This window comes from Rhizobium nepotum 39/7 (assembly GCF_000949865.1).
Lineage (GTDB): Bacteria > Pseudomonadota > Alphaproteobacteria > Rhizobiales > Rhizobiaceae > Agrobacterium > Agrobacterium nepotum.
In genome coordinates this window covers 356371-379081 of the sequence record NZ_JWJH01000007.1, presented here as the reverse complement: position 1 = coordinate 379081, position 22711 = coordinate 356371, and the positions used below count along the sequence as shown (strand labels likewise).

The window sequence follows — 22711 nt, the reverse complement described above, 5'->3', positions numbered from 1 at the left end:
CCCATCGTCAAAAAACTGACATTTTTGCTATGATGCTGAAAATACAGGATAATTTCGCAAACAGCGATACAGGAGGGCCGTGGAGGCCTCCTTTATGTGGCGACTGGTCCTGTTCAGTGAAACATGCAATAGGAACGGACAAGAGTTTCAGAAGACTTGGGGTGTCCGATGCCCCCTATAAAGCCTAGAATTGGAGAACCCGTGCGCATTCTCGATGAAGCCGTCATTCCCGAGCTGCCGAATTATTACCGTGGCAAAGTGCGGGAAAACTACGATCTGGCCGACGGCAACCGTATTATCATATCCACCGATCGCCTCAGTGCATTCGACCGCATCCTTACCTGCGTTCCTTATAAGGGACAGGTATTGACCCAGACGGCGCGCTACTGGTTCGAGCAGACCAAGGACATCTGCCCCAACCATGTGGTCAGCTACCCCGATCCGAATGTCGTCATCGGCAAGAGGCTTGAAATATTGCCGGTAGAGGTGGTGGTTCGCGGATATCTGGCCGGCACCACCGGCACATCCATCCTGACCCTCTATAAGAAGGGTCAGAGACAGATGTACGGCATGAGCCTGCCGGACGGGATGAAGGACAACCAGATCCTGCCCGAAGCCATCATCACGCCAACGAGCAAGGCCTTCGATGGCGGCCACGACGAGCCGCTGACGCCCGCCGAGATCGTCGAGAAGAAACTTCTGACACAGGAGCAATGGGACACGCTGTCCCGCTACGCACTGGCACTGTTCAAGCGCGGACAGGAGATTGCCGCGAAGCAGGGCCTCATTCTCGTCGATACGAAATATGAATTCGGGACGGATGAAAACGGCACGATCATTCTGGCCGACGAAATCCACACGCCAGACAGCAGCCGTTACTGGATGGCTGAAACCTATGAAGAGAGCTTCCGCAACGGCGCACGGCCGGCGAGCTTCGACAAGGATTTCGTGAGGGCCTGGGTTGCCGAACGCTGCGACCCCTATAAGGATGACGTTCCCGAAATTCCGCAGGAACTCGTATTGCAGACGTCCAAGGTATATATTGATGCATACGAACGCATCACCGGACAAAGCTTCGTTCCCGACGATAGTGGCGAGACGCCGCTCGCAAGAGTACGCCGGAACCTGGAGCAGTTTTTCCCCGGAGTCTGACCTTGAGCAAAACGATCGAACAGGTGAGAAAGGGTGACAGGAAGAACGACCTTCCTGTCAAACGTCGACCTCGCCGTTCCGCCGAAGAGACGCGGCGGGATATTCTCGCCAAAGCCGAAGAGCTTTTTCGGGAGCGCGGGTTCAATGCCGTGGCGATTGCCGATATCGCTGCTGCGCTCGGCATGTCGCCGGCCAACGTCTTCAAGAACTTCAACTCGAAGAACGCACTTGTCGACGCCATCGGATTCGAGCAGATCGGTGCATTCCAGCGGGAAATCCACCCGCTCGACAAAAGCCATGCACCGCTTTCAAGGTTGCGCCATCTCGCCCGCACCCTGATGGAGCAGCACCATCAGAACCTCAACGACAATCCTTATATATTCGAAATGATCCTGATGACGGCCAAGCAGGACATGAAGTGCGGCGACTACTACAAATTCGTCATCGCGAACCTGTTGGCCGAGATTATTCGCGACGGTGTGGATGAGGGTGTCTACGCCGCCGCCGACATTCCCGTTCTGGCCGAAAACGTGCTCCACGCCCTGACCAGCGTCATCCATCCCGTCCTCATCGCCCGGGAAGATATCGGCAATTTGGCAACACGTTGCGATCAACTGGTCGATTTAATCGAAGCGGGATTGCGCAACCCACTTGCTAAGTGACGATTCTCAACTTACGTCACCTTCTCGCAATTGCTTGCGAAGCGTGAAAGCCTGCGCTTCTATGCGAATGGCGGTCCGAACAGATTGAGCGAAGAAGGTCCCCATTTGGACTTTCGCCTGTCGTCTGTTTCCCGGACGCGCATCCGCCGAGCGATATTGCGCTTATAGTTGAATGCGACCGATACGCAGGGAAGAACAATGAGCCGACGTATTTTACCCCTATTTGCTTCTCTGTGCATGACCGCAGTTCTCGCGGGATGCAGCGATGGCGGCGAGAGCAGCCAGACCGCCGGCCAGGCTGCCGAGCGCCCGCCGTCTCCGGTCAGCATCATTCTGATGAAGACCAGCGAATATCCGCTGACCACCGTACTTCCCGGTCGCGCCAGCGCGTTCCAGACAGCGGAAATCCGACCGCGCGTCACCGGCATCATCCGCGAAATTCCCTTCAAGGAAGGTAGCGAGGTCAAGCAGGGCGACGTTCTCTACCAGATAGAAGACAACACCTATCTGGCGGAAGTGGCGCAGGCCAAGGCAAGCGTGGCAAAGGCCGAAGCAAGCGTTCCTAGCGCCCAGGCGAACCTTGCCCGTTACCAGCGGCTGGTCAACAGCGGCGCAACGCAGATCGAATATGAAAACGCAAAGGTGACGCTGCTTCAGGCCGAAGCCGATGTGGCCCAGACCAAAGCCGCGCTGGAAACGGCTGAAATCAACCTCGATCTCACCAAGGTCCGCGCGCCTTTCGACGGCATCGCGAGCGCAACCGCTTTCAGCATCGGCAACGTGGTGACAGCAAACCAGACGACGGCTTTGACGACGCTGCGCCGTATCGATCCGATCTACATCGATCTGATGGAATCCAGCATCAATCTCCTGCGTCTCAAAAAGGCGATCTCCTCCGGCCAGCTCGGTGGCGACACCAAGGAAACCGGCATTCACCTGACGCTGGAAGACGGCACCGAATACAAGCACGACGGCAAGATCGACATGTCCGACATGGCGGTGAGCGAAACCACGGGCACCTTCTCCATCCGCGCCCTCTTCGACAATCCGGACGATCTGCTGCTTCCCGGCACCTATGTTCGCGCCACACTGACCATCGGCAAGGAAATGGGGTTCCGCATACCGCAGCGCGCGGCGAGCCGGAACGCCAATGGCGAACTGACCGCAAAGTTCGTCTCCGCGGAAAACAAGGTGGAAACACGCACCTTCGCGTCCAGCCAGCAGTCGGGCAACGCCTGGCTGGTGACGGAAAACGTCAAGGATGGCGACAAGCTCATCGTCGACGGCTTCCAGTGGATTGCCGACGGCGCGACGGTCGCGCCAGTGGAAGTGACCATCGACGATCGCGGTATCGTCGTTCTGCCGCAGCAAGCTCCGCCTGCCGCCGCCCCCTCGAAATAAACATGAGCACCAAACCCTTGGTTGAAGCTCGTAAAAGGTAAGGCAGGACTGCCATGGCCCATTTCTTCATCAGGCGCCCCGTTTTTGCATGGGTTATCGCCATCGTCATCATGCTGGGCGGCGCCTTGGCAATCGTGACGCTCTCCATCTCGCAATATCCCGATATTGCGCCGACGACGGTTCGTGTCAGCGCGACCTATAACGGCGCCAGCGCCGAAACGGTCGAAAAATCGGTGACGACCATCATCGAGGACGGCATGACCGGCCTTGACGACCTGACCTACATGACGTCGTCATCCTCGACCGGCAGCGCCGAAGTGACGCTGACCTTCGGCAACAGCATCCTGCCTGATATCGCGCAGGTTCAGGTGCAGAACAAGCTGCAGCTCGTCCAGTCGCAATTGCCCGATACCGTGCAGCAGCGGGGCATCCAGGTCAGCCGTTCGACATCGAGCATCCTGATGGTGGGCGCGCTGATCTCGACCGATGGCAAGCGCAATTCGGCCGACCTCGGCGACGTGTTTTCCTCGCGTGTCGAAGACCAGATCAAGCGCCTCGAAGGCGTGGGCAGCATCAACGTCTTCGGTTCCGAATATGCAATGCGCATCTGGCTGGATCCGTTCAAGCTCAACAAATACCAGCTGACCACGGCCGACGTCACCGGCGCCATCGAGAGCCAGAACACCCAGGTTTCGGTCGGCGCCCTCGGCGCCGTGCCTGCCGTCAAGGGCCAGCAGCTGAACGTGACGGTGACGGCTCAGAGCCAGCTCACCACGGTTGCCGATTTCGAATCGGTCATTTTGAGAGTAGAGAAGGACGGCGCAACCGTTCGTCTGAGCGACGTGGCGCGCATCGAAATCGGCCAGGAAACCTATGGCGGCGATTCCCGTTCGAACGGCCGTCCCTCGGCCGGTTTCGCGGTCAATCTCGCCACGGGCGCCAATGCGCTCGATACCGCAGCGCGCGTAAAGTCGGCGCTTACCGCCGTCGAAGGCTCGCTGCCTGAAGGCGTCTCGATCGAATATCCCTACGACACGACGCCCTTCGTACAGCTGTCGATCGAGAAAGTCGTACACACGCTGATCGAAGCGATTATCCTCGTCTTCGTCGTTCTGCTGGTGTTCCTGCAAAATCTCAGAGCCACCTTCATTCCGATGATCGCGGTGCCCGTCGTGCTTCTCGGCACGTTCGGCATCCTCGCACTGACCGGATATTCAATTAATACGCTCACCATGTTCGCCATGGTTCTGGCAATCGGCCTTCTTGTCGACGACGCCATCGTCGTCGTCGAAAACGTCGAGCGCATCATGTCGGAAGAAGGTCTGTCGCCGGTCGAGGCAACCGAAAAGTCGATGGGTGAAATCACCGGCGCGATCATCGGCATCGCGCTCGTGTTGACGGCCGTGTTCATTCCGATGGCCTTCTTCGGCGGATCGACCGGCATCATCTATCGCCAGTTCTCGATCACCATCGTTTCGGCCATGCTGCTTTCGGCAGTGGTCGCCATCGTTCTGACGCCGGCGCTTTGCGCCACGATGCTGAAGCCCATCGACCATACCAAAAAGCAGCGCGGTCCGGGTGCCTGGTTCAACCGCGGCTTCAGCAACACGACGAACGGCTATGTTTCCTCCATCGGCTACCTGCTGAAGCGGCCCCTGCGCGTGACGATCCTTTTCCTGATCGTCGTCGGCGGCTGCGCCTGGTTCTTCACCAAGCTGCCAAGCTCGTTCCTGCCGCAGGAAGACCAGGGCGTGCTTCTGACGATCATCCAGACCCCGACGGGTTCGAATATCGAACGGACCAACGAGGTGGTGAAACAGGTCGAGAACTACTTCCGCGAAAAGGAAGCCGCCAATGTCGAATCCGTTTTCGGCGTGCTTGGCTTCAGCTTCAGCGGTTCCGGCCAGAACAACGCGATCGTCTTCACCAAGCTCAAGGACTTCACCGAGAGAACCGCACCCGATCAGCATGCCGGCGCCATCGTGCAGCGTGCGATGGGTACGTTCTTCGGTTTCCGCGATGCACAGGTGTTTCCGCTTCTGCCGCCTGCAATTCAGGGCATGGGCACATCGAGCGGTTTCTCGATGTATCTCGTGGATAGCGGCCGTAACGGCACCGAGTCACTGACTGCCACCTCCAAGGAACTGATCGCGCTTGCCACAAGCAATCCGAAAATCAGCTCGCTCAGAAGCGACAGCCAGGACAACGAAACGCAGATGAAGATCATTCTCGATCAGGAAAAGATGGGGGCCATGGGCGTCGATCTATCCTCCGTGAACCTGATGTTGTCGACGATCTTTGCCGGACGTGATGTCAATGACTTCACCCTGAACGGCGAACTCAAGCCGGTCTACGTCCAGGGTGATGCGCCCTACCGCATGCAGCCGGACGACCTGAAATATTGGTATGCCCGCAATACCAGCGGCGAGATGGTACCTTTCTCCTCCTTCAGCGAGGTGAAATGGATCAACGCGCCGCCGTCACTGGCACGCTACAACGGCACAGGCGCGATCTCGCTTGAAGGCACCGCCGGCGCTGGCGTGGCTTCCGGCGAAGCCATGGACGAGATGGAACGCCTGACGGCAAGCATGCCGGGCGGTTACACCGTGGCGTGGCAGGGCATCTCCTATCAGGAACGCCTTTCCGGCTCGCAGGCGCCGATGCTGTACGCGCTGTCGGTTCTCATCGTGTTCCTTTGCCTGGCTGCCCTTTATGAAAGCTGGTCGATCCCGTTCTCGGTCATTCTGGCCGTCCCGGTGGGTGTCCTCGGCGCCCTGACCGCAGCCCATCTCTTCGGCCAGACGAACGACGTCTACTTCAAGGTGGGCTTGCTGACGACCATCGGCCTTGCCGCGAAAAACGCGATCCTGATCGTCGAATTCGCCAAGGAGAGGCAGGAGCACGGGTTAAGTCTGGTGGAAGCGGCACTGGAGGCGGCGAAGCTGCGCCTGCGCCCGATCATCATGACCTCGCTCGCCTTCATCCTCGGCGTCGTACCTCTTGCGATAGCAACCGGGGCGGGTTCCGCCGCGCAAAATGCAATCGGTATCGGGGTGCTGGGTGGTATGCTTTCTGCAACACTGCTCGGAATTTTCTTCGTTCCGTCCTTTTTCGTCATCATTCGTCGCCTTTCAAGGCGTTAACAAAACAAAAATGGGCTGTGCCTACCGTTAATACGCTGCTAGAAATGTTGCCGATTTGGTAAATGCACGTTTCTACGGCATATCGACCGCGCAGCCCATTTGTCAGTAAGCCGCGCTCGGTAAGCCAACTAGAGAATTGGGAAAATTACATGCTGTCTATTCGCGCTACTCTTCCCCTGACAATGCTGCTGCTCTCGGGCTGCGTTGTCGGACCCGACCACAAGACGCCGGAAGTTCAATTGCCGGGAAAGTTCGCGGAAGCCGGAAAAACCAGTAATGGCGACATTAGCACCGTCGCATGGTGGACAGCCTTTAACGACAGCCGCCTGAACGGTTACGTTTCCACCGGTCTGACCCAGAACCTGACGGTGATGCAGGCGATCGAGCGCATCAATCAGGCCGAGGCCCAGGTTGTTTCGGCCGGTGCAGGCTCCCTGCCGAGCCTGACGGCCAGCGGCAGCCACACGACAAGCGAAACCAAGGGCAGCTATCGTGACGTTCCGGTCACCAACGCGTCTTCCGGCAGCCTCAGCGTTTCCTGGCTGCTCGATCTCTTTGGTCGTTACCGCCGAGCCACGGAAAGCGCCAACGCATCGCTCGATGCCGCTTACTCCACCGTCGATGTCCAGCGCCTGACGCTGATTTCTTCGGTAGCCGCAGCCTATATCGACGTGCGTTATTATCAGGAGCGTCTGGCGATTGCCCGCCAGAACCTCAGCTCCCGCCGCGAAACGCTGGATCTGACCAAGCTGCAGCTTGAAGCAGGTGCGGCCTCGCGTCTCGATGTCGTTCAGTCCGAAGGTCTGGTCAATTCGACGCTGTCCGACATACCCGGCCTCGAAACCAACTTCCGCAAGGCGGCGCATCGCATTGCAACGCTGCTTGGCATGCCGGCTTCGTCGCTCATTGCCGAACTGCAGAAGGGCGCGCGCCAGCCTGTCGCCCGCAGCATTCCGCGCACCGGTATTCCGGCCGATCTCGTTCGCAACCGCCCGGACATCCGCGTCGCCGAGCGTGAACTTGCGGCAGCCGTTGCAAAGATCGGTGTTGCAGAAGCTCAGCTTTATCCGAGCATCGAGCTTGGCGGTGCGATCACGCCTAGCTACAACTTCGTCAGCGGCGGCGGCAGAGGCTCGGCAAACGGCTGGTCCTTCGGTCCGAGCCTCGTTCTTCCCATCCTCGATGGCGGCAGCATCCGCGCCAATATCGATCTTGCCAACTCCCAGGCGCGTGAAGAATATCTCGTCTGGAAGCAGACGGTTCTGACCGCCGTGGAAGAAGTCGAAAACGCTCTGGCCGCCGTCAATCGCGATCAGCGCACGGCCGACGCCTTGCGCAGGACCGTGGCATCCTATCAGGAAGCCCTGCAGCTTTCGACCGCCAGCTACCGCGACGGCGCGTCCTCGCTGCTCGACGTTCTCGATGCGCAGCGCCAGGTTTCCACCGCACAGGCAAACCTTGCACAGGCCGTGCAGCAGACGGCGCAGGACTATGTCTCTCTGAACGTCGCTCTCGGCGGCGGTTACGCCGTTGGCCAGACCACTGTTCCGAAGAAGCCGGCAGGCCCGGTCCGGACCGCTGCAAAGAGCATGTAAGCCACGCCGCAAGACAAACGAAAAAGCCCGCGTCTCGACGCGGGCTTTTTATTGTTACAGGCACAAAAAAAGCACCGGTCATCCGGTGCTTTTTGTTTAACCAGCCATCAGGCTCAGTTCTTGGCGCGCTCGACGTAGGAATTGTCTTCCGTCGCGATGACCACGCGGACGCCAGCGTCGACATGCGGCGGCACCATGGTGCGGATGCCGTTGGAGAGAATTGCCGGCTTGTAGGAAGAAGAAGCCGTCTGGCCCTTCACAACCGGTTCCGTTTCCACGATTTCCAGCGTCACGTGGCGCGGCAGTTCGACAGCCAGCGGATTGCCTTCGTGAATGGAAAGAACGCAGGTCATGCCTTCCTGGAGATAGGCCTTCTGATCGCCCATCGTATCGACATCGACCACGACCTGATCGTAGTTTGCCGGGTTCATGAAATGGAAGCCTTCGCCGTCCTGATAGAGGAACTGGAAGTTCAGGTCTTCGACGAAAGCGCGCTCGACCTGCTCGGTGGTGCGCCAGCGCTCGGAAACCTTCGTGCCGTCAACGATGCGGCGCATATCCACCTGCGTGACCGGCGTGCCCTTGCCCGGGTGAAAGTTCTGCGCGGTAAGAACGACGTAAAGCTTGCCGTCCACGTCGAGAACATTGCCCTTGCGGACGGATGAGGCGATAACCTTGACCATATGACTTCCTTGTAACTCGATGAAATGCGTCGTAAAGGACTGCGCGGCAGCACCGGCCCCGGCAGACGTTTTGTCTTTTTTCTGGGGCGCAACTACCTTAAATCCACGCGAATTGCCAGCCTTCTACAGCAATTCGCGGAAGAGTGCCTAGCGGTTTTCCGCCCGGAATTGCTTTAAATGATGCGATCAGGCGTTTTGCGGGCCGTTTATCCGCGAGAAGCGCCGCAGGTGAGACGGAAAAGAAAAGAGAGATGGGCTCAAGCAACGAGACAATGTCGCCATGGTGGACGCCCGATGTCCATGCCGACCGCCGCCCTTTCCTGCTTGGACGCAATGCGATCCAGTTGGCGTTCCGCGGACATTTTGCGCGCGCCGATTTTCTAGAAGTCGACACTGCCACGTTGCAGGTTTCCCCCGGTAACGAGGCACATCTGCACGCCTTCGCCACACAGGGCCTGACGCCGGCCGGCGACGCCGCCCCGCTCTATCTCCACACCTCGCCCGAATTCGCCTGCAAGAAGCTGCTCGCGGCCGGTGAGGAACGCATTTTATGTTTCGCGCATGTTTATAGAAACCGGGAAAGAGGTCCGCTGCATCACCCGGAATTCACCATGCTGGAATGGTATCGGGTCGGAGAAACCTACGAGACCCTGATGAAGGACAGCGCCGATCTTCTGGCGCTCGCCGCTGAAACAGCCAAGACGAAGAACTTCACCTATCGCGGCCGCAGCGTTGACCCGTTCCTGGAGCCGGAGCGCCTGAGTGTCGCTGAAGCCTTCGAGCGTTATGTGGGAATTGACCTTCTGGCGAGCATCGGCCGAAACGGTGAAACGGACGAGCGGCATCTCGCCGCCAGCCTCACCAATGCCGGCATCCGCGTGGCCGATGACGACACCTGGGCGGATATGTTCAGCCGTGTCATAGTCGAGCGGGTGGAACCCGAACTCGGCTTCGGCCGCGTCACCATTCTCGACGAATATCCCACCAGCGAAGCGGCCCTTGCCCGCAAGTCACCGCGGGATGCGCGGGTGGCGGAACGTTTCGAGCTTTATGCCTGCGGCGTGGAACTTGCCAATGCCTTCGGCGAGTTGACCGACGCCGCCGAGCAGAGACGACGTTTCGAAATGGAGATGGCCGAGAAGCAGCGGGTTTACGGCGAGACCTATCCGCTGGATGAGGATTTTCTGGCGGCACTGGCGATCATGCCTTCGGCAAGCGGCATAGCGCTCGGCTTCGACCGGCTGGTGATGCTGGCAACCGGCGCTCCTCGCATTGATCTCGTCATGTGGGCGCCCGTCGCGGAATATGGCCGATGACAAGGCTTGAAACCATCAAGACACCCGAAGCGCTTCTCGAGGCAGGTCTGATCGAGGCCGAGGCGCTCGAGGAGCTGCGCGCAGTCACGCAACGTTATGCGCTCGCCATCACCCCAGCGGTTGCCGGCCTGATGGACAACCGCGATCCGCAGGACCCCATCGCCCGGCAATTCGTGCCGGACCCGGCAGAACTCGTCCATCTCCCTGAAGAGCGGGACGATCCGATTGGCGATGACGCCCACAGTCCCGTGCACGGCATCGTTCACCGTTATCCGGACCGGGTTCTTTTGAAGGCGGTTCATATCTGCCCGGTTTATTGCCGTTTCTGTTTCCGCCGCGAAATGGTCGGGCCGCAGGGCAACGGCATGATGAGCCCGGAAGAGCTGGACGCCGCATTCGATTATATAAAAGCCAACCCGGCCATCTGGGAGGTCATCCTCACCGGCGGCGATCCGCTGGTGCTCTCCGCGCGGCGACTGTCCGACCTGATGAAGCGGCTGCAAGACATACCGCACGTCAAGATCGTTCGCTTCCACACTCGCGTGCCGGTCGTCGATCCCGATCGTATCGACAGCCCGCTGATTGAGGCGCTGAAGGCCAGCGGCAAAACCACCTATGTGGCCCTGCACGCAAATCACGCACGCGAATTTAGCGAAGCAGCCAAAGGCGCCTGCGCGCGGTTGATCGACGCCGGCATCGCCATGGTCAGCCAGACCGTGCTTTTGAAGGGCATCAATGACGATCCGACAGTTCTCGCCGAGCTGATGCGCGCTTTTGTCGAAACCCGTATCAAGCCCTATTACCTGCACCATCCCGATCTTGCGCCTGGAACAAGCCATTTCCGGCTGACGATTGAAGAAGGGCAGCGAATCGTCTCCGCCTTGCGGGGACATGTCTCCGGTCTTTGCCAGCCGACCTATGTCCTCGACATACCGGGTGGTCACGGCAAGGCCATGATCGGCAGAAATGCGGCCGAAAAAACCCGTGATGGCTGTTACTCTGTCTCCGACTTCAACGGAAACGATCATATTTACCCACCGCCAGCATCTGACGACGATTAAAAGAAGCGTAAAAAGCCTGATGCGTCGGGCTTTTCGAGGCGGTCTCGCACAAAAACAAAAATTTCACATTTCCGCCCCTCTCCTGTCATCATACAGAAAAATATTCTACCTATAACAATCAGCATTGATTTTAGTGGTGGCCTGGATTATCAGTGTGGAACTGGAGAGCGATCCTCCTGATTCTGGGCCAACACCAATACAGGGAGTGTGTCATGTCAAAATATATTCGCATCAACGCAACCCTAGGTCTTGAGTCCTGGAATGCTGGATTTAAATCCATGTGTTCCCGCTGCTGTCGAATGTGACCTGACGGTCTCAATTTTCTGAAAATCAGTTCGACAACATGCTGTGTTAATTAGCCACAGCGGGAGTATATCTATGCAAAAGCAAGTTATTGAATTCGCTGGCGAACCCGTCGGCATCGTCATACCGGACAACGACCGGCTGAAGTTCATCGCGGTGAAGTTCCACGTTCACGACCTGGACGAACAGAAGTTCGACAGCGCCGATGATGTGCGGATTGCAATACGCGATCTCGTGCGCAACCGGAACTTGGCTGCGGCCTGATGCGGGAAACCCATCACCCGCTCACAGCCCTGTCAAAACCAAAGCGCGCCGAATATCGTATCCCGAACACCGGGTCGATGGCGCGCTTTTCTCTTGCCTGACAATCCTTCCAGCGGATGACATAAGTCATCCATGACGCAAGACGCGCTGAGCTGAGTTGAGCTGAAAAAGCGCCTCCGAAGCACTCTCCCCAACCACCAAATAAGACGTCTCGATTGGCCGGATGCGCGGTCGAAGGCTCGAAATGCGTGTCAGAACGCGGTGAAGGTCAGCGTCGTCAGCGAGCGGACGATGCCCGGAATGTTGACGATGTTCTGGTTGATGAACTTGCCGATATCCTCTTCCTGCGGAAGATAGATTTTCAGCATCAGATCATATTCGCCGCTGGTGGAATAAAGCTCCGAAACCAGTTCGGTTTTGTAGATGGCGTCGGCGACATCGTAGGTCTTGCCGGGCTCGCATTGAAGCTGAACAAAAATGGGCTTCATGGACATCTCCCGTATTGAAACTTGCGGTGTGTGGCGCTGCGCCACACGTCATGGCGCACTATTGGCTGAGCCGCGCCGGTCTTGCAAGACCGACCACCGGTTTACGCCGAAAAGTCTTCCCCGCTGCGCCCTGTCCGAATAGCGGCCTGAGAAACGATCCAGCTTCGGAAACTTTCAAGCGGAGCATAACCGGCACGATCAGGCATGCAGGCGAGATAATAGGCCTCTTCGCTCTCCACCTCCCCCGTGACCGCCGCCACAAGCCGACCGCTTCGCAACTCCTCCTCGATCATGAAGGACGGAATGAGCGATGCCCCGACCCCGGCGCTCGCCGCCTCGGCAATCGTCGTGAACTGATCGAAAAGCATGCCATGTACATTGTCGAAACGCACATCACGGCTGCGAAACCATTGTTCCCAGGCATCCGGCCGGGTCGTCATATGCAGCAGCGGCACATGCAGCAAATCGCCTGGCTGCGAAAGTCCGTACCGCTCCTTGAAAGCCGGGCTGCACACCGGAACGACTTTTTCATGCATCAGAAACACAAGCTCGGTTCCGGGCCAATGCGGCAATCCGAAATGGATCGCCGCATCGACGGTATCGGTGCGGAAATCAAACAGCGACGAACGGGTCAGAAGATTGACCGAAATGCCCGGATGTCGGGCGATGAAATCGGGAAGGCGCGGCACAAGCCAGCGCGCACCGAAGCTTGGCAGAACACCGAGATTGAGCGTGCCACCATCGGGATTGGCGCGCAGATTGAGCGACGCCGTCGATATGCGCCGCAACGCCTCGCGGATTTCCCGCGCATAGCCCTCCCCCGCCCGGGTCAGCCGGATCGTCTGCCGCTCGCGCAGAAACAGTGCCACACCAAGCTGCTCTTCAAGCGCAAGTATCTGCCGGCTGACAGCCCCCTGCGTCAGCCCCAGTTCTTTTGCAGCGGCTGTCACGCTGCCCGCGCGCGAGGCGGCTTCGAAAGCCGCAAGCAGAGACAGCGAAGGTAAAAAACGGCGAGGCGGAAGAACCATATTCCCTCACGGAATGAACTCTTGACGATATGTCGATATTCAACAGGCATGGCCGCTTGTAAAGTCTCATAAACAAGGGCTTGTCACTCATACGAAAAACAAATGAACTCGCCCGGAACATGGTGGAACGATGTATAACGACCCCCACTCGCACGGCCTCTGGGAAAAGACCGCGCCGCAACCGCCTGCAACGCCAGCTCTGGAAGGTGCTGCGGTTGCCGACGTGGTGATTGTCGGCGGCGGTTTTACCGGACAATCCGCCGCCCTTCATCTTGCCGAAAAGGGCGTGGACGTCGTTCTTCTCGAAGCAAAGGAGATCGGCTTCGGCGGCGCAGGCCGCAATGTCGGTCTCATCAATGGCGGCATGTGGGTCATGCCGAAGGAGCTGCCCGGCGTGCTGGGTGAGACCTACGGTGAACGGCTTCTCGACCTTCTGGGCGACGCGCCGCTTCTCGTGCGTGAGCTGGTGGAAAAACACGGGATTCCCTGTGAGATCGAAAAAAACGGCACGCTGCATTGTGCCGTCGGTGAAAAGGGCCTCGCCGAAATTCGCGAGCGTTGTGAACAATGGGCTGCGCGGGGCGCGCCCGTCCGCGTTCTCGATGCCGACGAAACGGCAAGACGCACCGGCAGCACCGGCTATTCCGGCGCGCTTTTCGACACGCGCGCCGGCACCCTCCAGCCGCTTGCCTATGTTCGCGGTCTGGCCGCCACCGCGCAAAAGGCCGGGGCGCGGCTGCACACCGCAAGCCCTGTGGTGGCGACCGAATGCGTCGGCGGAAAATGGGTGGTCAAGACGCCGCAGGGATCAGTGACCGCCAACTGGATCGTCGTCGCCACCGAAGCCTATAGTACCGGGCCATGGCAGATCGTCCGCGATGAGCAGACCTACCTGCCCTATTTCAACTTCGCCACCAGACCGCTCAGCGACAACCTGCAAAAGAGTATTCTGCCGGGCCGCGAAGGCTGTTGGGATACAAAGGAAATCCTGTCATCGTTCCGCATGGACAGAGCGGGCCGGCTGGTCTTCGGCAGCGTCGGCGCCCTGCGCGGTCCGGGTGCCGCCATTCACCGAGCCTGGGCGAAACGGTCGCTGAGGCGGCTTTTCCCGCAACTCGGCGATACGGAATTCGAATGTGAATGGTACGGCCAGATCGGCATGACCGACAATGCCGTGCCGCGCTTCCATAAATTCGCAGAAAATGTCGTCGGCTTTTCAGGCTATAACGGCCGAGGCATCGCGCCCGGCACAGCCTTCGGCAAGGTGATTGCACACCATATTCTCGGCGATATCGCTGAAAACGAGTTACCCCTGCCCCTGACGGAACCAAAAGCCCAGGCCTTCCGTGCAGTGAAGGAAGCCTATTATGAGGCGGGCGCGCAGATTGCGCATTTCGCCGGTGAACGCTTCTGATCAGAAACGCTGAAACTACCATCGAAGACGCTTAAGTTAAGGGTGTGGACGAAAAAACTCCCTCCGTCATGCCGAGCTTGACCCGGCATCCAGCCATGGCGCGCGCTGGACCCCGGATCTAGTCCGGGGTGACGGAACCTGAGTTCAGCGGCTTCGCACAAGTTGATCCGCCCATAGGCCTCTGCTTTTTCCAAACACATCGATATATTCTTGAAAATATAATGATTGCTCTATAGGCATCGATATATTCATCAGAATATCTCGAACCGGGGGACACACCATGAGACTCTTGCGTCGCACCTTCTTCAAAACCATCACCGCGGCTACATCCCTCTGGGTGGCGGCGTCCCTCGCGGCCGTTCCCGCCCATGCCGCCGAAAAAATCACGATCTTTGCCGCCGCGAGCATGAAAAACGCGCTTGATGCCATCAATGCCGAATGGGCAAAGGAAAGCGGCAATGATGCAACCGTATCCTACGCCGCAAGCTCCGCTCTCGCCAAACAGATCGAGCAGGGCGCGCCGGCGGATATCTTCATTTCCGCCGACCTCGCCTGGATGGATTATGTTGCCGACAAGAAGCTGATCGAGGCTGAAAGCCGCTCCAATCTGCTCGGCAACCGCATCGTTCTCGTCGCCCCGGCCGACAAGGCGAAACCGGTCGACATTAAAAAGGGCTTCGATCTTGCCGGGCTGGTGGGCGACGGTCACCTCGCCATGGGCGCGGTCGATTCCGTTCCCGCCGGCAAATACGGCAAGGCGGCGCTGGAAAAACTCGGCATCTGGTCTTCGATTGAGCAGAAAGTCGCCGGCGCGGAAAGCGTACGCGCCGCCCTGCTGCTCGTATCGCGCGGCGAAGCACCCTATGGCATCGTCTACCAGACCGACGCCGCTGCCGATCCCGGCGTCAAGATCGTCGGCACCTTCCCGGAAGACAGCCATCCGCCGATCATCTATCCGGTCGCCATTCTCTCCGAGGCAAAATCGCCGGCGGCAAAATCCTATCTGGATTTCCTGAAGTCCGAAAAGGCGGCCCCCTTCTTTGAAAAGCAAGGCTTTACCGTTTTGAAATAAACTGCGCATCGCGGGCCTCCGATCTGGGGCCGAAAGAGATGACGATAGCGAGATATGGCTTTGCATTGGTGGACACTCAGCCCTGAAGAATGGATGGCGATCAGGCTCAGCCTGTGGGTGTCCTCCATTGCCATGCTCGCCAGCCTGCCCTTCGGCATTCTGGTGGCCATGGTGCTGGCGCGCGGCCGTTTCTGGGGCAAGTCGTTGCTCAATGGCATCGTCCACCTGCCGCTCATCCTGCCGCCCGTCGTCACCGGCTTTCTGCTGCTCGTCCTCTTCGGCCGCAGGGGCGCTATCGGCCAATTTCTCGATAGCTGGTTCGGCATCGTCTTTTCCTTTCGCTGGACAGGGGCCGCACTCGCCTGCGCCGTCATGGCGTTTCCCCTGATGGTCCGTTCCATCCGCCTCTCCATCGAAGCGGTGGACCGCAAGCTCGAGGAAGCAGCGGGAACGTTGGGCGCAAGCCCGCTATGGGTGTTCTTGACCGTCACCCTGCCCTTGACCCTGCCCGGCATCATCGCGGGCATGATCCTCGCTTTTGCCAAGGCCATGGGCGAATTCGGCGCGACCATCACTTTCGTGTCCAATATTCCCGGCGAGACCCAGACGCTGTCCGCCGCCATCTACACCTTCACACAGGTTCCCGGCGGCGATGCCGGCGCATTGCGGCTGACCATCATTTCCGTCGTGATTTCCATGCTCGCTTTGCTCGTCTCGGAGTTTCTCGCCCGCATCATCGGAAAACGGGTGAGCATGGAATGACGCTTTCAGTCACCACCCGCCACCGCCTCGGCTCCTTCGTGCTCGATGCATCCTTTACCTCCGAAGGTGGCGTCACAGCACTTTTCGGACGATCCGGCTCCGGCAAGACCTCGATGATCCGCATCATCGCAGGTCTGCTGCGGCCAGATGAAGGACGGGTCTCGCTGGATGGCCAAGTGCTGGCCGATAGCCAAAAACGGCTGTTCCTGCCGGCGCACAGGCGCCGTTTCGGCTATGTTTTTCAGGAAGCGCGGCTGTTTCCCCATCTCAGCGTGACCCAGAACCTGAACTACGGCAAATGGTTCGCCATGGAAAAGGCGGCAGGAACGGATGAAAACCGCATCGTCGACATGCTGGGCATTGGCCATCTTTTGCAACGTCGCCCCGACAAGCTTTCCGGCGGAGAAAAACAGCGGGTCGCCATCGGCCGAGCACTTCTGTCTTCACCCAGGCTACTCTTGATGGACGAACCGCTCGCCTCGCTGGACGAGGAGCGAAAGGCTGAGATCATTCCCTATCTCGAACGGCTGCGCGACGAAACGAAAATCCCGATTGTCTATGTCAGCCACTCCATTCAGGAAGTCGCCCGCCTCGCCGACCGCATCGTGGTGATGAAGGACGGCAAGGTGGAGGCGCAGGGACAGGCGGCCGACGTGCTGTCGCGGCCGGACTTCAGCGGCCATCTCGAACGGCGCGAAGCGGGCAGCATCCTTTCCGGCCACATCGAAAGCTTCGATGAACGGCACGGGCTTGCCGCCGTAAGGCTCAGCTCGGCGCTGCTGCAGGTTCCGGCAAAAAAAGCAGCGCCCGGCACATCTGCGCGCGTGCTGATACCGGCGCGCGATGTCATGCTCGCCACGACAAAACCGGAAGGTCTGAGCGCGCTCAATATTCTCGAAGGTCATATTGCCGGCATCTCAGCCAGCGCAGATGGCATGGTGATCATTCAGGTGGATTGCGGCGGCGATCTCATCCAGTCGCGCATCACCGATCTGTCGCGCGAACGTCTTCAGCTGGAGCCCGGAAGGCCGGTGCATGCGATCATAAAGTCGGCGGCTCTCGATCCCTATTGAAGGCGGCATCCGGATTACGGTTGGCCTCCAGCCAGTCGATATCCTGACGCAGGGCCTCGTTCATCCGCTTTTCCATGCCGCGATAACGTTCCAGCAATTCGGTACCGAAAGCGGTCAGCGCAGCGCCGCCACCCTGCTTGCCGCCCCGCTGGGATTCGATCACCGGCAGCCTGAACATATGGTTCAGCGCATCCACGAGCAGCCATGCACGGCGATAGGACATGTCCATCGCCCGCCCGGCGGCCGAGATCGATCCGGTCTCGACTATCAGTTCCATCAATTCGATCTTGCCGTGCCCGAGACGCTCTCCGGGTGGAAAATCGATACGGAGAACCGGGTTCAGTGGCGGACGTGTCTCGCTCATCGTTCAAAGGCCCCGGCCATGAAGATCACGATAGGCCTTCTGCGCACCTTCCACCGGCAGGGCCGTCGCCTCGTAGACGCCACGCGCCACCGCGCGCGCCATCACGATGGTGGCGAGATGGCAGAGCTCCGCGAAATGAACCCCGCCCTCAAGCGGCTTCTCGCCGGTCGCAGCCGCAAACATGGTGTCGCCGTCGCTCGGCAGGTGGGCCGGCAGCACGGCGCGCGCCAACCCGTCATGCGCCATGATGGAAAGGCGATGCGCCTGTGCTTTGGTGAGGACTGCATCTGTCACCACCGCACCGATGGTCGTCGCCGTGAGATTGACGCCCTTGAGGCGCAACGCGGTATGATCCGGCTCAAAGCGATCAGGGAAACCGCAACCGCCGAATTCGCTCTGCGCTTCAAAAGGCGCGGACCAGAAATGGCGGCTAGTTCCGACAGTTGCGGAACCGAGCGCATTGACGGCGACGATGGCCGCCACCTTGTAACCGCCGGAGCTGACAGCGCTTGCCGAACCGAGCCCGCCCTTGAAGGTGGCGGTCGTCGCCCCCGTTCCCGCACCGACCGTTCCAAGCTCGAAAGGCTCGGCACGCGCCGCCCTGAAAGCCGCATATCCCATCTCGCGATAGGGCGAATGCAGACCCCACTCCTTATCGCCGCCATTCAGCAGATCCATGAGAATTGCCTGCGGCACGATGGGAACACGGGTGGAACCGACTTGCAGGCCGCGCCCGATTTCGCGAAGCCCGGCCTGAACGCCGCCCGCCGCATCCAGCCCGAAGGCCGAACCGCCGGACAGCACAAAGGCATCCACCGTTTCCACCGTCATTGCCGGATCAAGCAGGCCGGTATCACGACCGCCGGGCGCCCCGCCGAGAACCGAACCGGAAGCGACAGCGCGCTTTTCGAAAACGATTGTCGTAACGCCGGAGCCGAGTGCGAGATCGGTCACATTGCCAACCGAAACGCCATCGATATCCGTCAGAAGATTGTTGCGTGCCGCCATGCCGTTCCCCTTTTCTCCCGGTATCCCGCCGCCACCGGGTACTGTCAACGCAAAAGGTGAATCACGAAAACACCGCAGTGCCAATCACCGGTGTAGAGGGAATGGCCATATCCCTCGGTTCCAGTGGTCCGGCCAGACAAGCCTGATGACCAGCCTCTATGGCACGGGCGAAAGCCTCCGCCATGCCGACCGGGTCGCCCGCGCCGGCAACCGCCGTGTTGAGCAGAACGGCATCGTAACCAAGCTCCATCACCGTCACCGCATGCGAGGGTCGGCCGATACCGGCATCGACGATCAGCGGCACGTCAGGAAAACGCGCCCGCATCGATTTCAGCGCCGTCAGGTTGAGCGGCCCCATGGCGCTGCCGATCGGCGCGCACCAGGGCATCAGTACCTTGCAGCCGGCATCCAGCAGCTTTTCAGCGACGACAAGATCGTCCGTCGTATAGGGAAAGACCTCGAAACCATCGTCGGTGAGAATTTTCGCCGCCTCGACAAGCGCAAAGACATCGGGCTGTAAGGTGTCGTGATGGCCGATGACCTCCAGCTTGATCCAGTTGGTGTGAAAAACCTCACGCGCCATCTTCGCAGTCAGCACCGCTTCTTTCACTGTATGGCAACCGGCCGTATTCGGCAGGATGTAACGATCCAGCTCGCGGATCAGCTCGAAAAACTGGCCGCCCTTCTTGCCGCCCGCCGTTTCCCGGCGCAGCGAAATCGTCAGAATATCCGTATTGCTGGCCCGCACCGCATCGGCAAGCACGGCGGGAGACGGATAACGCGCCGTACCCAGCAGAAGGCGGGACGAAACCTCACGGCCATAAAGCGTCAGCATGGCCTCAACCTCCCTGCATTGGCGAGAGGATTTCGACACGGTCGAACGCCCTCAGTTGATAATCGGCGCGCTCTTCCGAATGAACAAGCTCGCCATTGACCGCCGTCGCCAGCCAGTCGCCCTCGTAATCGAGGCTGGCGAGCAAATCCGCCAGTGTCTCGGTCGCGAGATCAAGCTCGTCGCCATTCACCAGAAGTTTCATGATCCTGTTCCTTTCCAGAAATATTTTGGCAGACGATTTCAGCCGCCTGCCGCGCCATAGCCGGGGACAGCAGAAAGCCATGCCGGTGCGCGCCGTTGATGAAGATGGTCCGACCGTCCTCAGTGACATCAGGCAGATTATCGGGATATGCCGGACGCACACCCGTTCCGGTTTCGATGATCTCCGCCTCCGCGAAGGCCGGATGCACGGCATAGGCGGCGTTCAGAAACTCCATCATCGAGCGGGCGGAAATGGCCCCCGCATCCTCCGTCTCGATCATCGTCGCACCCACCATGAAACGGCCGGGCTCGCGCGGCACGATGTAAAGCGGAATACGCGGATGCAGCAGCCGGACGGGGCGAGACAGGGAAACCTCTGACGTGGCGAGGTAAAGCATTTCTCCCCGCACGCCGCGGAGGTTGGGCACCACACCCACCGCCGCAGGGCCAGTGCAATCCACCACCCGGTCGAAAGGCTGTTCATCCACCGGGACGCCCATATGAAACCGCACACCCATGCCGCAAAGCCGCTCATAAAGCGATTTCAGCGCAAGGCGCGGATCGAGATGCCCCTCGCCCGCAAAATACAGCCCGGAGCGAAACCGCCCGGCAAGATCGGGCTCCAGAGCGGCGATTTCGCACTCATCCACCCAACGGTATCCACTGGTTCTGGATGCGAAACGCGACAGCTCCGCTTTGTCGCGGGCGGGCGCGACGACCAGCGTGCCGTTTCGGACGACAAGGCCGGGTGTCGCCTCATCCCACCAGTCGAGCGCCGTCTGACCCAGCGTCAAAACCGGCTCTTCCGCACTTTCACGCTCACACCAGGGCGCCAGCATGCCACCGGCATAAAAGGATGCGCCGCGCGAGGCTTCGGCATTGCGCTCCGAAACCTCGACGGTCACGCCGCTTCGTGCCAGTTCGAAGGCCGCCGTCAAACCGGCGACCCCCGTTCCCTTGACAAGAACACGCATGCTACTGGCCGTCTGCCGGGGCCGCGAGCGGCATATAAAGCTCGCCACCTTCCTTGAAGCGCGCGGCCATGGCCTCCAGCCCCTCCTTCTGCGCCTCGGCGCGGATATCGTGGGAAATCCGCATCGAGCAGAATTTCGGCCCGCACATGGAGCAGAAATGCGCAACCTTGTGCGCCTCCTTCGGCAAGGTCTCGTCATGGAAGGAACGCGCCGTCTCCGGATCCAGCGACAAGTTGAACTGGTCCTCCCAACGGAACTCGAAGCGAGCGCGTGACAGCGCATCGTCACGCACCTGTGCGGCCGGATGACCCTTGGCGAGATCGGCCGCATGGGCGGCGATCTTGTAGGTGATGACGCCCACCTTCACGTCGTTACGATCAGGCAGGCCGAGATGTTCCTTCGGCGTGACGTAGCAGAGCATCGCCGTGCCGAACCAGCCGATCATCGCGGCACCAATGCCGGAGGTGATATGGTCGTAACCCGGCGCGATATCCGTGGTCAGCGGCCCGAGCGTGTAGAAGGGCGCTTCGCCGCACGTCTTCAGCTGCTTGTCCATATTCTCCTTGATCTTGTGCATCGGCACATGGCCGGGGCCTTCGATCATGACCTGGCAGTCTTTTGCCCAGGCAATTTGCGTCAATTCTCCCAAGGTTTCCAATTCCGCAAATTGCGCAGCGTCATTGGCATCGGCAATCGAGCCGGGCCGCAGACCGTCGCCCAGCGAGAAGGAAACGTCATAGGCACGGCAGATGTCGCAAATCTCCTCGAAATGCTCATAGAGGAAGCTTTCGCGGTGATGATGCAGACACCACTTCGCCATGATCGAGCCGCCGCGCGAGACGATGCCGGTGACGCGGTTGACGGTGAGCGGGATATAATGCAGCCGCACACCCGCATGGATGGTGAAATAATCGACGCCCTGCTCGGCCTGTTCGATCAGCGTATCGCGGAACACTTCCCAGTTCAGATCCTCGGCAATGCCGTTGACCTTCTCCAGCGCCTGGTAAAGCGGCACCGTGCCGATCGGCACTGGTGAATTGCGGATGATCCATTCGCGGATATTGTGGATGTTGCGCCCGGTCGAAAGGTCCATGACGGTATCGGCGCCCCAGCGGATCGCCCAGACCATCTTCTCCACCTCTTCCGCCATGGAGGAGGTGACTGCGGAATTGCCGATATTGGCGTTGATCTTCACCAGGAAATTGCGGCCGATGATCATCGGCTCCAGTTCCGGGTGATTGATGTTGGCGGGGATGATAGCGCGGCCCGATGCGACTTCCTGACGGACGAATTCCGCCGTCACATAGTCGGGAATCTGCGCACCGAAACTCTCGCCATCGCGGATCAGCGTCTCTTTCGCCGCCTCGCGCCCGAGATTTTCCCGGATGGCGATGAATTCCATCTCCGGCGTGATGATACCCGCCCGCGCATAGGCAAGCTGGGTCACCGCCTGGCCCTCCGTAGCCTTGAGCGGCTGGTGGCGCACGGAAAATTCGGGCGTCAGGCGCTCGCCGGTCGCAAAGCCGTTATCCTCCGGCTTGACATGTCGCCCGTCGTAAGCCGCGACATCGCCGCGCGCCACAACCCATGCGTGGCGCAGGCGCGGCAGGCCTTTTTCGATCAGAATGTCATGCATGGGATCGGTATAGAGGCCCGACGAATCATAGACCGTCACCGGCGGTTCGCCCGCCGTCGGGTGGACGGCGATTTCGCGCATCGGCACGCGAATATGCGGATGCAATATTCCGGGCTTATGAATTTTCGTGGAGGCGGGATGCGGCCCGGTTGTGACCGTGAGCGGGATATTCTTGGCAACGATATTCATCATGAGGCTCCAAAGTTTGACAGTGGAGACCCAGTTCGAGCCGGAATGATGGAAAATACCGACGTGTCGACAAGCGCCCGTAACACG

At 59.6% G+C, this 22711-nt stretch carries 22 protein-coding genes; 13 read left to right on the top strand and 9 right to left on the bottom strand.

The genetic code is table 11. The features are described 5' to 3' along the window. The 6 genes from RS75_RS26990 to RS75_RS09935 all read left to right on the top strand — a co-directional run. On the top strand, nt 1-188 hold a 188-nt coding region (locus RS75_RS26990), incomplete at its 5' end, for a hypothetical protein (RefSeq protein ID WP_210165682.1). A gap of 13 nt (nt 189-201) precedes the next feature. Beyond that, nucleotides 202-1152, top strand: a complete 951-nt coding sequence (locus RS75_RS09955; protein WP_045019809.1) for a phosphoribosylaminoimidazolesuccinocarboxamide synthase — start codon at nt 202-204, stop codon at nt 1150-1152. Between the two features lie 2 nt (nt 1153-1154). Beyond that, nucleotides 1155-1814, top strand: coding sequence for a TetR family transcriptional regulator (locus RS75_RS09950; RefSeq protein WP_045019807.1), 660 nt, complete (start codon nt 1155-1157; stop codon nt 1812-1814). Nucleotides 1815-2012: 198 nt separating this feature from the next. Then, nucleotides 2013-3215, top strand: coding sequence for an efflux RND transporter periplasmic adaptor subunit (locus RS75_RS09945; protein WP_045019806.1), 1203 nt, complete (start codon nt 2013-2015; stop codon nt 3213-3215). A gap of 53 nt (nt 3216-3268) precedes the next feature. Further along, a complete protein-coding gene (locus RS75_RS09940; RefSeq protein ID WP_045019805.1) occupies nt 3269-6358 on the top strand; it encodes an efflux RND transporter permease subunit in 3090 nt (1029 codons plus the stop codon). Nucleotides 6359-6507: 149 nt separating this feature from the next. Beyond that, nucleotides 6508-7953 (top strand): efflux transporter outer membrane subunit, encoded by a 1446-nt coding sequence (locus tag RS75_RS09935; protein WP_045019804.1) that lies wholly within the window; start codon nt 6508-6510, stop codon nt 7951-7953. 113 nt (nt 7954-8066) lie between these two features. Here the strand turns inward: RS75_RS09935 and efp are convergent, their stop codons facing one another. Beyond that, nucleotides 8067-8636: an elongation factor P gene (gene efp, locus RS75_RS09930; protein ID WP_045019803.1), complete on the bottom strand. Its 570-nt coding sequence runs from the start codon at nt 8634-8636 to the stop codon at nt 8067-8069. Nucleotides 8637-8887: 251 nt separating this feature from the next. Between efp and epmA the strand changes: the two genes are divergently transcribed. The 3 genes from epmA to RS75_RS09915 all read left to right on the top strand — a co-directional run bounded on the left by epmA (nt 8888) and on the right by RS75_RS09915 (nt 11580). After that, on the top strand, nt 8888-9952 hold the full coding sequence (gene epmA, locus RS75_RS09925; RefSeq protein WP_045019802.1) for an EF-P lysine aminoacylase EpmA: 1065 nt from the start codon (nt 8888-8890) through the stop codon (nt 9950-9952). Beyond that, entirely contained in the window at nt 9949-11013 is a 1065-nt protein-coding gene (locus tag RS75_RS09920; protein WP_045019800.1) for a lysine-2,3-aminomutase-like protein, read from the top strand. Before epmA ends, RS75_RS09920 begins: the two co-directional genes overlap by 4 nt. Nucleotides 11014-11391: 378 nt before the next feature. Continuing rightward, entirely contained in the window at nt 11392-11580 is a 189-nt protein-coding gene (locus RS75_RS09915; protein ID WP_045019798.1) for a hypothetical protein, read from the top strand. A 251-nt stretch (nt 11581-11831) separates the two neighbouring features. Here RS75_RS09915 and RS75_RS09910 read toward each other — a convergent pair whose 3' ends face one another. Beyond that, the gene (locus tag RS75_RS09910; protein WP_003516842.1) at nt 11832-12068 is read right to left on the bottom strand and encodes an Lrp/AsnC ligand binding domain-containing protein; all 237 of its coding nucleotides are present in this window, start codon (nt 12066-12068) and stop codon (nt 11832-11834) included. Nucleotides 12069-12169: 101 nt separating this feature from the next. Continuing rightward, complete coding sequence (locus RS75_RS09905) at nt 12170-13096, bottom strand: LysR family transcriptional regulator (RefSeq protein WP_045019794.1); 927 nt, start codon at nt 13094-13096, stop codon at nt 12170-12172. A gap of 130 nt (nt 13097-13226) precedes the next feature. Here RS75_RS09905 and RS75_RS09900 point away from each other — a divergent pair, with 130 nt between their 5' ends. The 4 genes from RS75_RS09900 (at nt 13227) to modC (ending at nt 17417) form a co-directional block, all read left to right on the top strand. Continuing rightward, nucleotides 13227-14510 (top strand): NAD(P)/FAD-dependent oxidoreductase, encoded by a 1284-nt coding sequence (locus tag RS75_RS09900; RefSeq protein WP_045019793.1) that lies wholly within the window; start codon nt 13227-13229, stop codon nt 14508-14510. A gap of 280 nt (nt 14511-14790) precedes the next feature. After that, complete coding sequence (gene modA / locus RS75_RS09895; protein WP_045019792.1) at nt 14791-15582, top strand: molybdate ABC transporter substrate-binding protein; 792 nt, start codon at nt 14791-14793, stop codon at nt 15580-15582. 54 nt (nt 15583-15636) lie between these two features. After that, entirely contained in the window at nt 15637-16344 is a 708-nt protein-coding gene (gene modB / locus RS75_RS09890) for a molybdate ABC transporter permease subunit (protein WP_045019791.1), read from the top strand. After that, entirely contained in the window at nt 16341-17417 is a 1077-nt protein-coding gene (gene modC, locus RS75_RS09885) for a molybdenum ABC transporter ATP-binding protein (protein ID WP_045019790.1), read from the top strand. Before modB ends, modC begins: the two co-directional genes overlap by 4 nt. On the opposite strand, the gene RS75_RS09880 is transcribed toward modC, so the two are convergent. From RS75_RS09880 to thiC, 6 genes are all read right to left on the bottom strand, one after another. After that, entirely contained in the window at nt 17386-17781 is a 396-nt protein-coding gene (locus RS75_RS09880; RefSeq protein ID WP_045019789.1) for a winged helix-turn-helix domain-containing protein, read from the bottom strand. The two genes, modC and RS75_RS09880, sit on opposite strands and share 32 nt — an antisense overlap. A 3-nt stretch (nt 17782-17784) precedes the next feature. Continuing rightward, nucleotides 17785-18789, bottom strand: coding sequence for a P1 family peptidase (locus RS75_RS09875; protein WP_045019788.1), 1005 nt, complete (start codon nt 18787-18789; stop codon nt 17785-17787). Nucleotides 18790-18850: 61 nt separating this feature from the next. After that, entirely contained in the window at nt 18851-19624 is a 774-nt protein-coding gene (locus RS75_RS09870; protein WP_045019787.1) for a thiazole synthase, read from the bottom strand. A gap of 4 nt (nt 19625-19628) precedes the next feature. Then, entirely contained in the window at nt 19629-19826 is a 198-nt protein-coding gene (thiS, locus tag RS75_RS09865; RefSeq protein ID WP_045019786.1) for a sulfur carrier protein ThiS, read from the bottom strand. Further along, entirely contained in the window at nt 19795-20799 is a 1005-nt protein-coding gene (thiO, locus tag RS75_RS09860; RefSeq protein ID WP_045019784.1) for a glycine oxidase ThiO, read from the bottom strand. Before thiO ends, thiS begins: the two co-directional genes overlap by 32 nt. A gap of 1 nt (nt 20800) precedes the next feature. Continuing rightward, nucleotides 20801-22624 carry a phosphomethylpyrimidine synthase ThiC gene (gene thiC, locus RS75_RS09855; protein ID WP_045019875.1) on the bottom strand — a complete coding sequence of 608 codons (1824 nt, stop codon included), beginning with the start codon at nt 22622-22624 and terminating at the stop codon, nt 20801-20803. Nucleotides 22625-22711 lie beyond the last annotated feature (87 nt).

Excerpts from the sequence above, each read along its gene's own strand:
- epmA (WP_045019802.1), top strand. The coding sequence starts at position 8,888 with ATGGGCTCAAGCAACGAGACAATGTCGCCATGGTGGACGCCCGATGTC.
- RS75_RS09905 (WP_045019794.1), bottom strand. The coding sequence starts at position 13,096 with ATGGTTCTTCCGCCTCGCCGTTTTTTACCTTCGCTGTCTCTGCTTGCG.
- RS75_RS09880 (WP_045019789.1), bottom strand. The coding sequence starts at position 17,781 with ATGAGCGAGACACGTCCGCCACTGAACCCGGTTCTCCGTATCGATTTT.
- modA (WP_045019792.1), top strand. The coding sequence starts at position 14,791 with ATGAGACTCTTGCGTCGCACCTTCTTCAAAACCATCACCGCGGCTACA.
- thiS (WP_045019786.1), bottom strand. The coding sequence starts at position 19,826 with ATGAAACTTCTGGTGAATGGCGACGAGCTTGATCTCGCGACCGAGACA.
- RS75_RS09900 (WP_045019793.1), top strand. The coding sequence starts at position 13,227 with ATGTATAACGACCCCCACTCGCACGGCCTCTGGGAAAAGACCGCGCCG.
- RS75_RS09870 (WP_045019787.1), bottom strand. The coding sequence starts at position 19,624 with ATGCTGACGCTTTATGGCCGTGAGGTTTCGTCCCGCCTTCTGCTGGGT.
- modC (WP_045019790.1), top strand. The coding sequence starts at position 16,341 with ATGACGCTTTCAGTCACCACCCGCCACCGCCTCGGCTCCTTCGTGCTC.
- thiO (WP_045019784.1), bottom strand. The coding sequence starts at position 20,799 with ATGCGTGTTCTTGTCAAGGGAACGGGGGTCGCCGGTTTGACGGCGGCC.
- efp (WP_045019803.1), bottom strand. The coding sequence starts at position 8,636 with ATGGTCAAGGTTATCGCCTCATCCGTCCGCAAGGGCAATGTTCTCGAC.
- RS75_RS09945 (WP_045019806.1), top strand. The coding sequence starts at position 2,013 with ATGAGCCGACGTATTTTACCCCTATTTGCTTCTCTGTGCATGACCGCA.
- thiC (WP_045019875.1), bottom strand. The coding sequence starts at position 22,624 with ATGAATATCGTTGCCAAGAATATCCCGCTCACGGTCACAACCGGGCCG.
- RS75_RS09910 (WP_003516842.1), bottom strand. The coding sequence starts at position 12,068 with ATGAAGCCCATTTTTGTTCAGCTTCAATGCGAGCCCGGCAAGACCTAC.
- RS75_RS09940 (WP_045019805.1), top strand. The coding sequence starts at position 3,269 with ATGGCCCATTTCTTCATCAGGCGCCCCGTTTTTGCATGGGTTATCGCC.
- RS75_RS09920 (WP_045019800.1), top strand. The coding sequence starts at position 9,949 with ATGACAAGGCTTGAAACCATCAAGACACCCGAAGCGCTTCTCGAGGCA.
- RS75_RS09875 (WP_045019788.1), bottom strand. The coding sequence starts at position 18,789 with ATGGCGGCACGCAACAATCTTCTGACGGATATCGATGGCGTTTCGGTT.
- RS75_RS09915 (WP_045019798.1), top strand. The coding sequence starts at position 11,392 with ATGCAAAAGCAAGTTATTGAATTCGCTGGCGAACCCGTCGGCATCGTC.
- modB (WP_045019791.1), top strand. The coding sequence starts at position 15,637 with ATGGCTTTGCATTGGTGGACACTCAGCCCTGAAGAATGGATGGCGATC.
- RS75_RS09935 (WP_045019804.1), top strand. The coding sequence starts at position 6,508 with ATGCTGTCTATTCGCGCTACTCTTCCCCTGACAATGCTGCTGCTCTCG.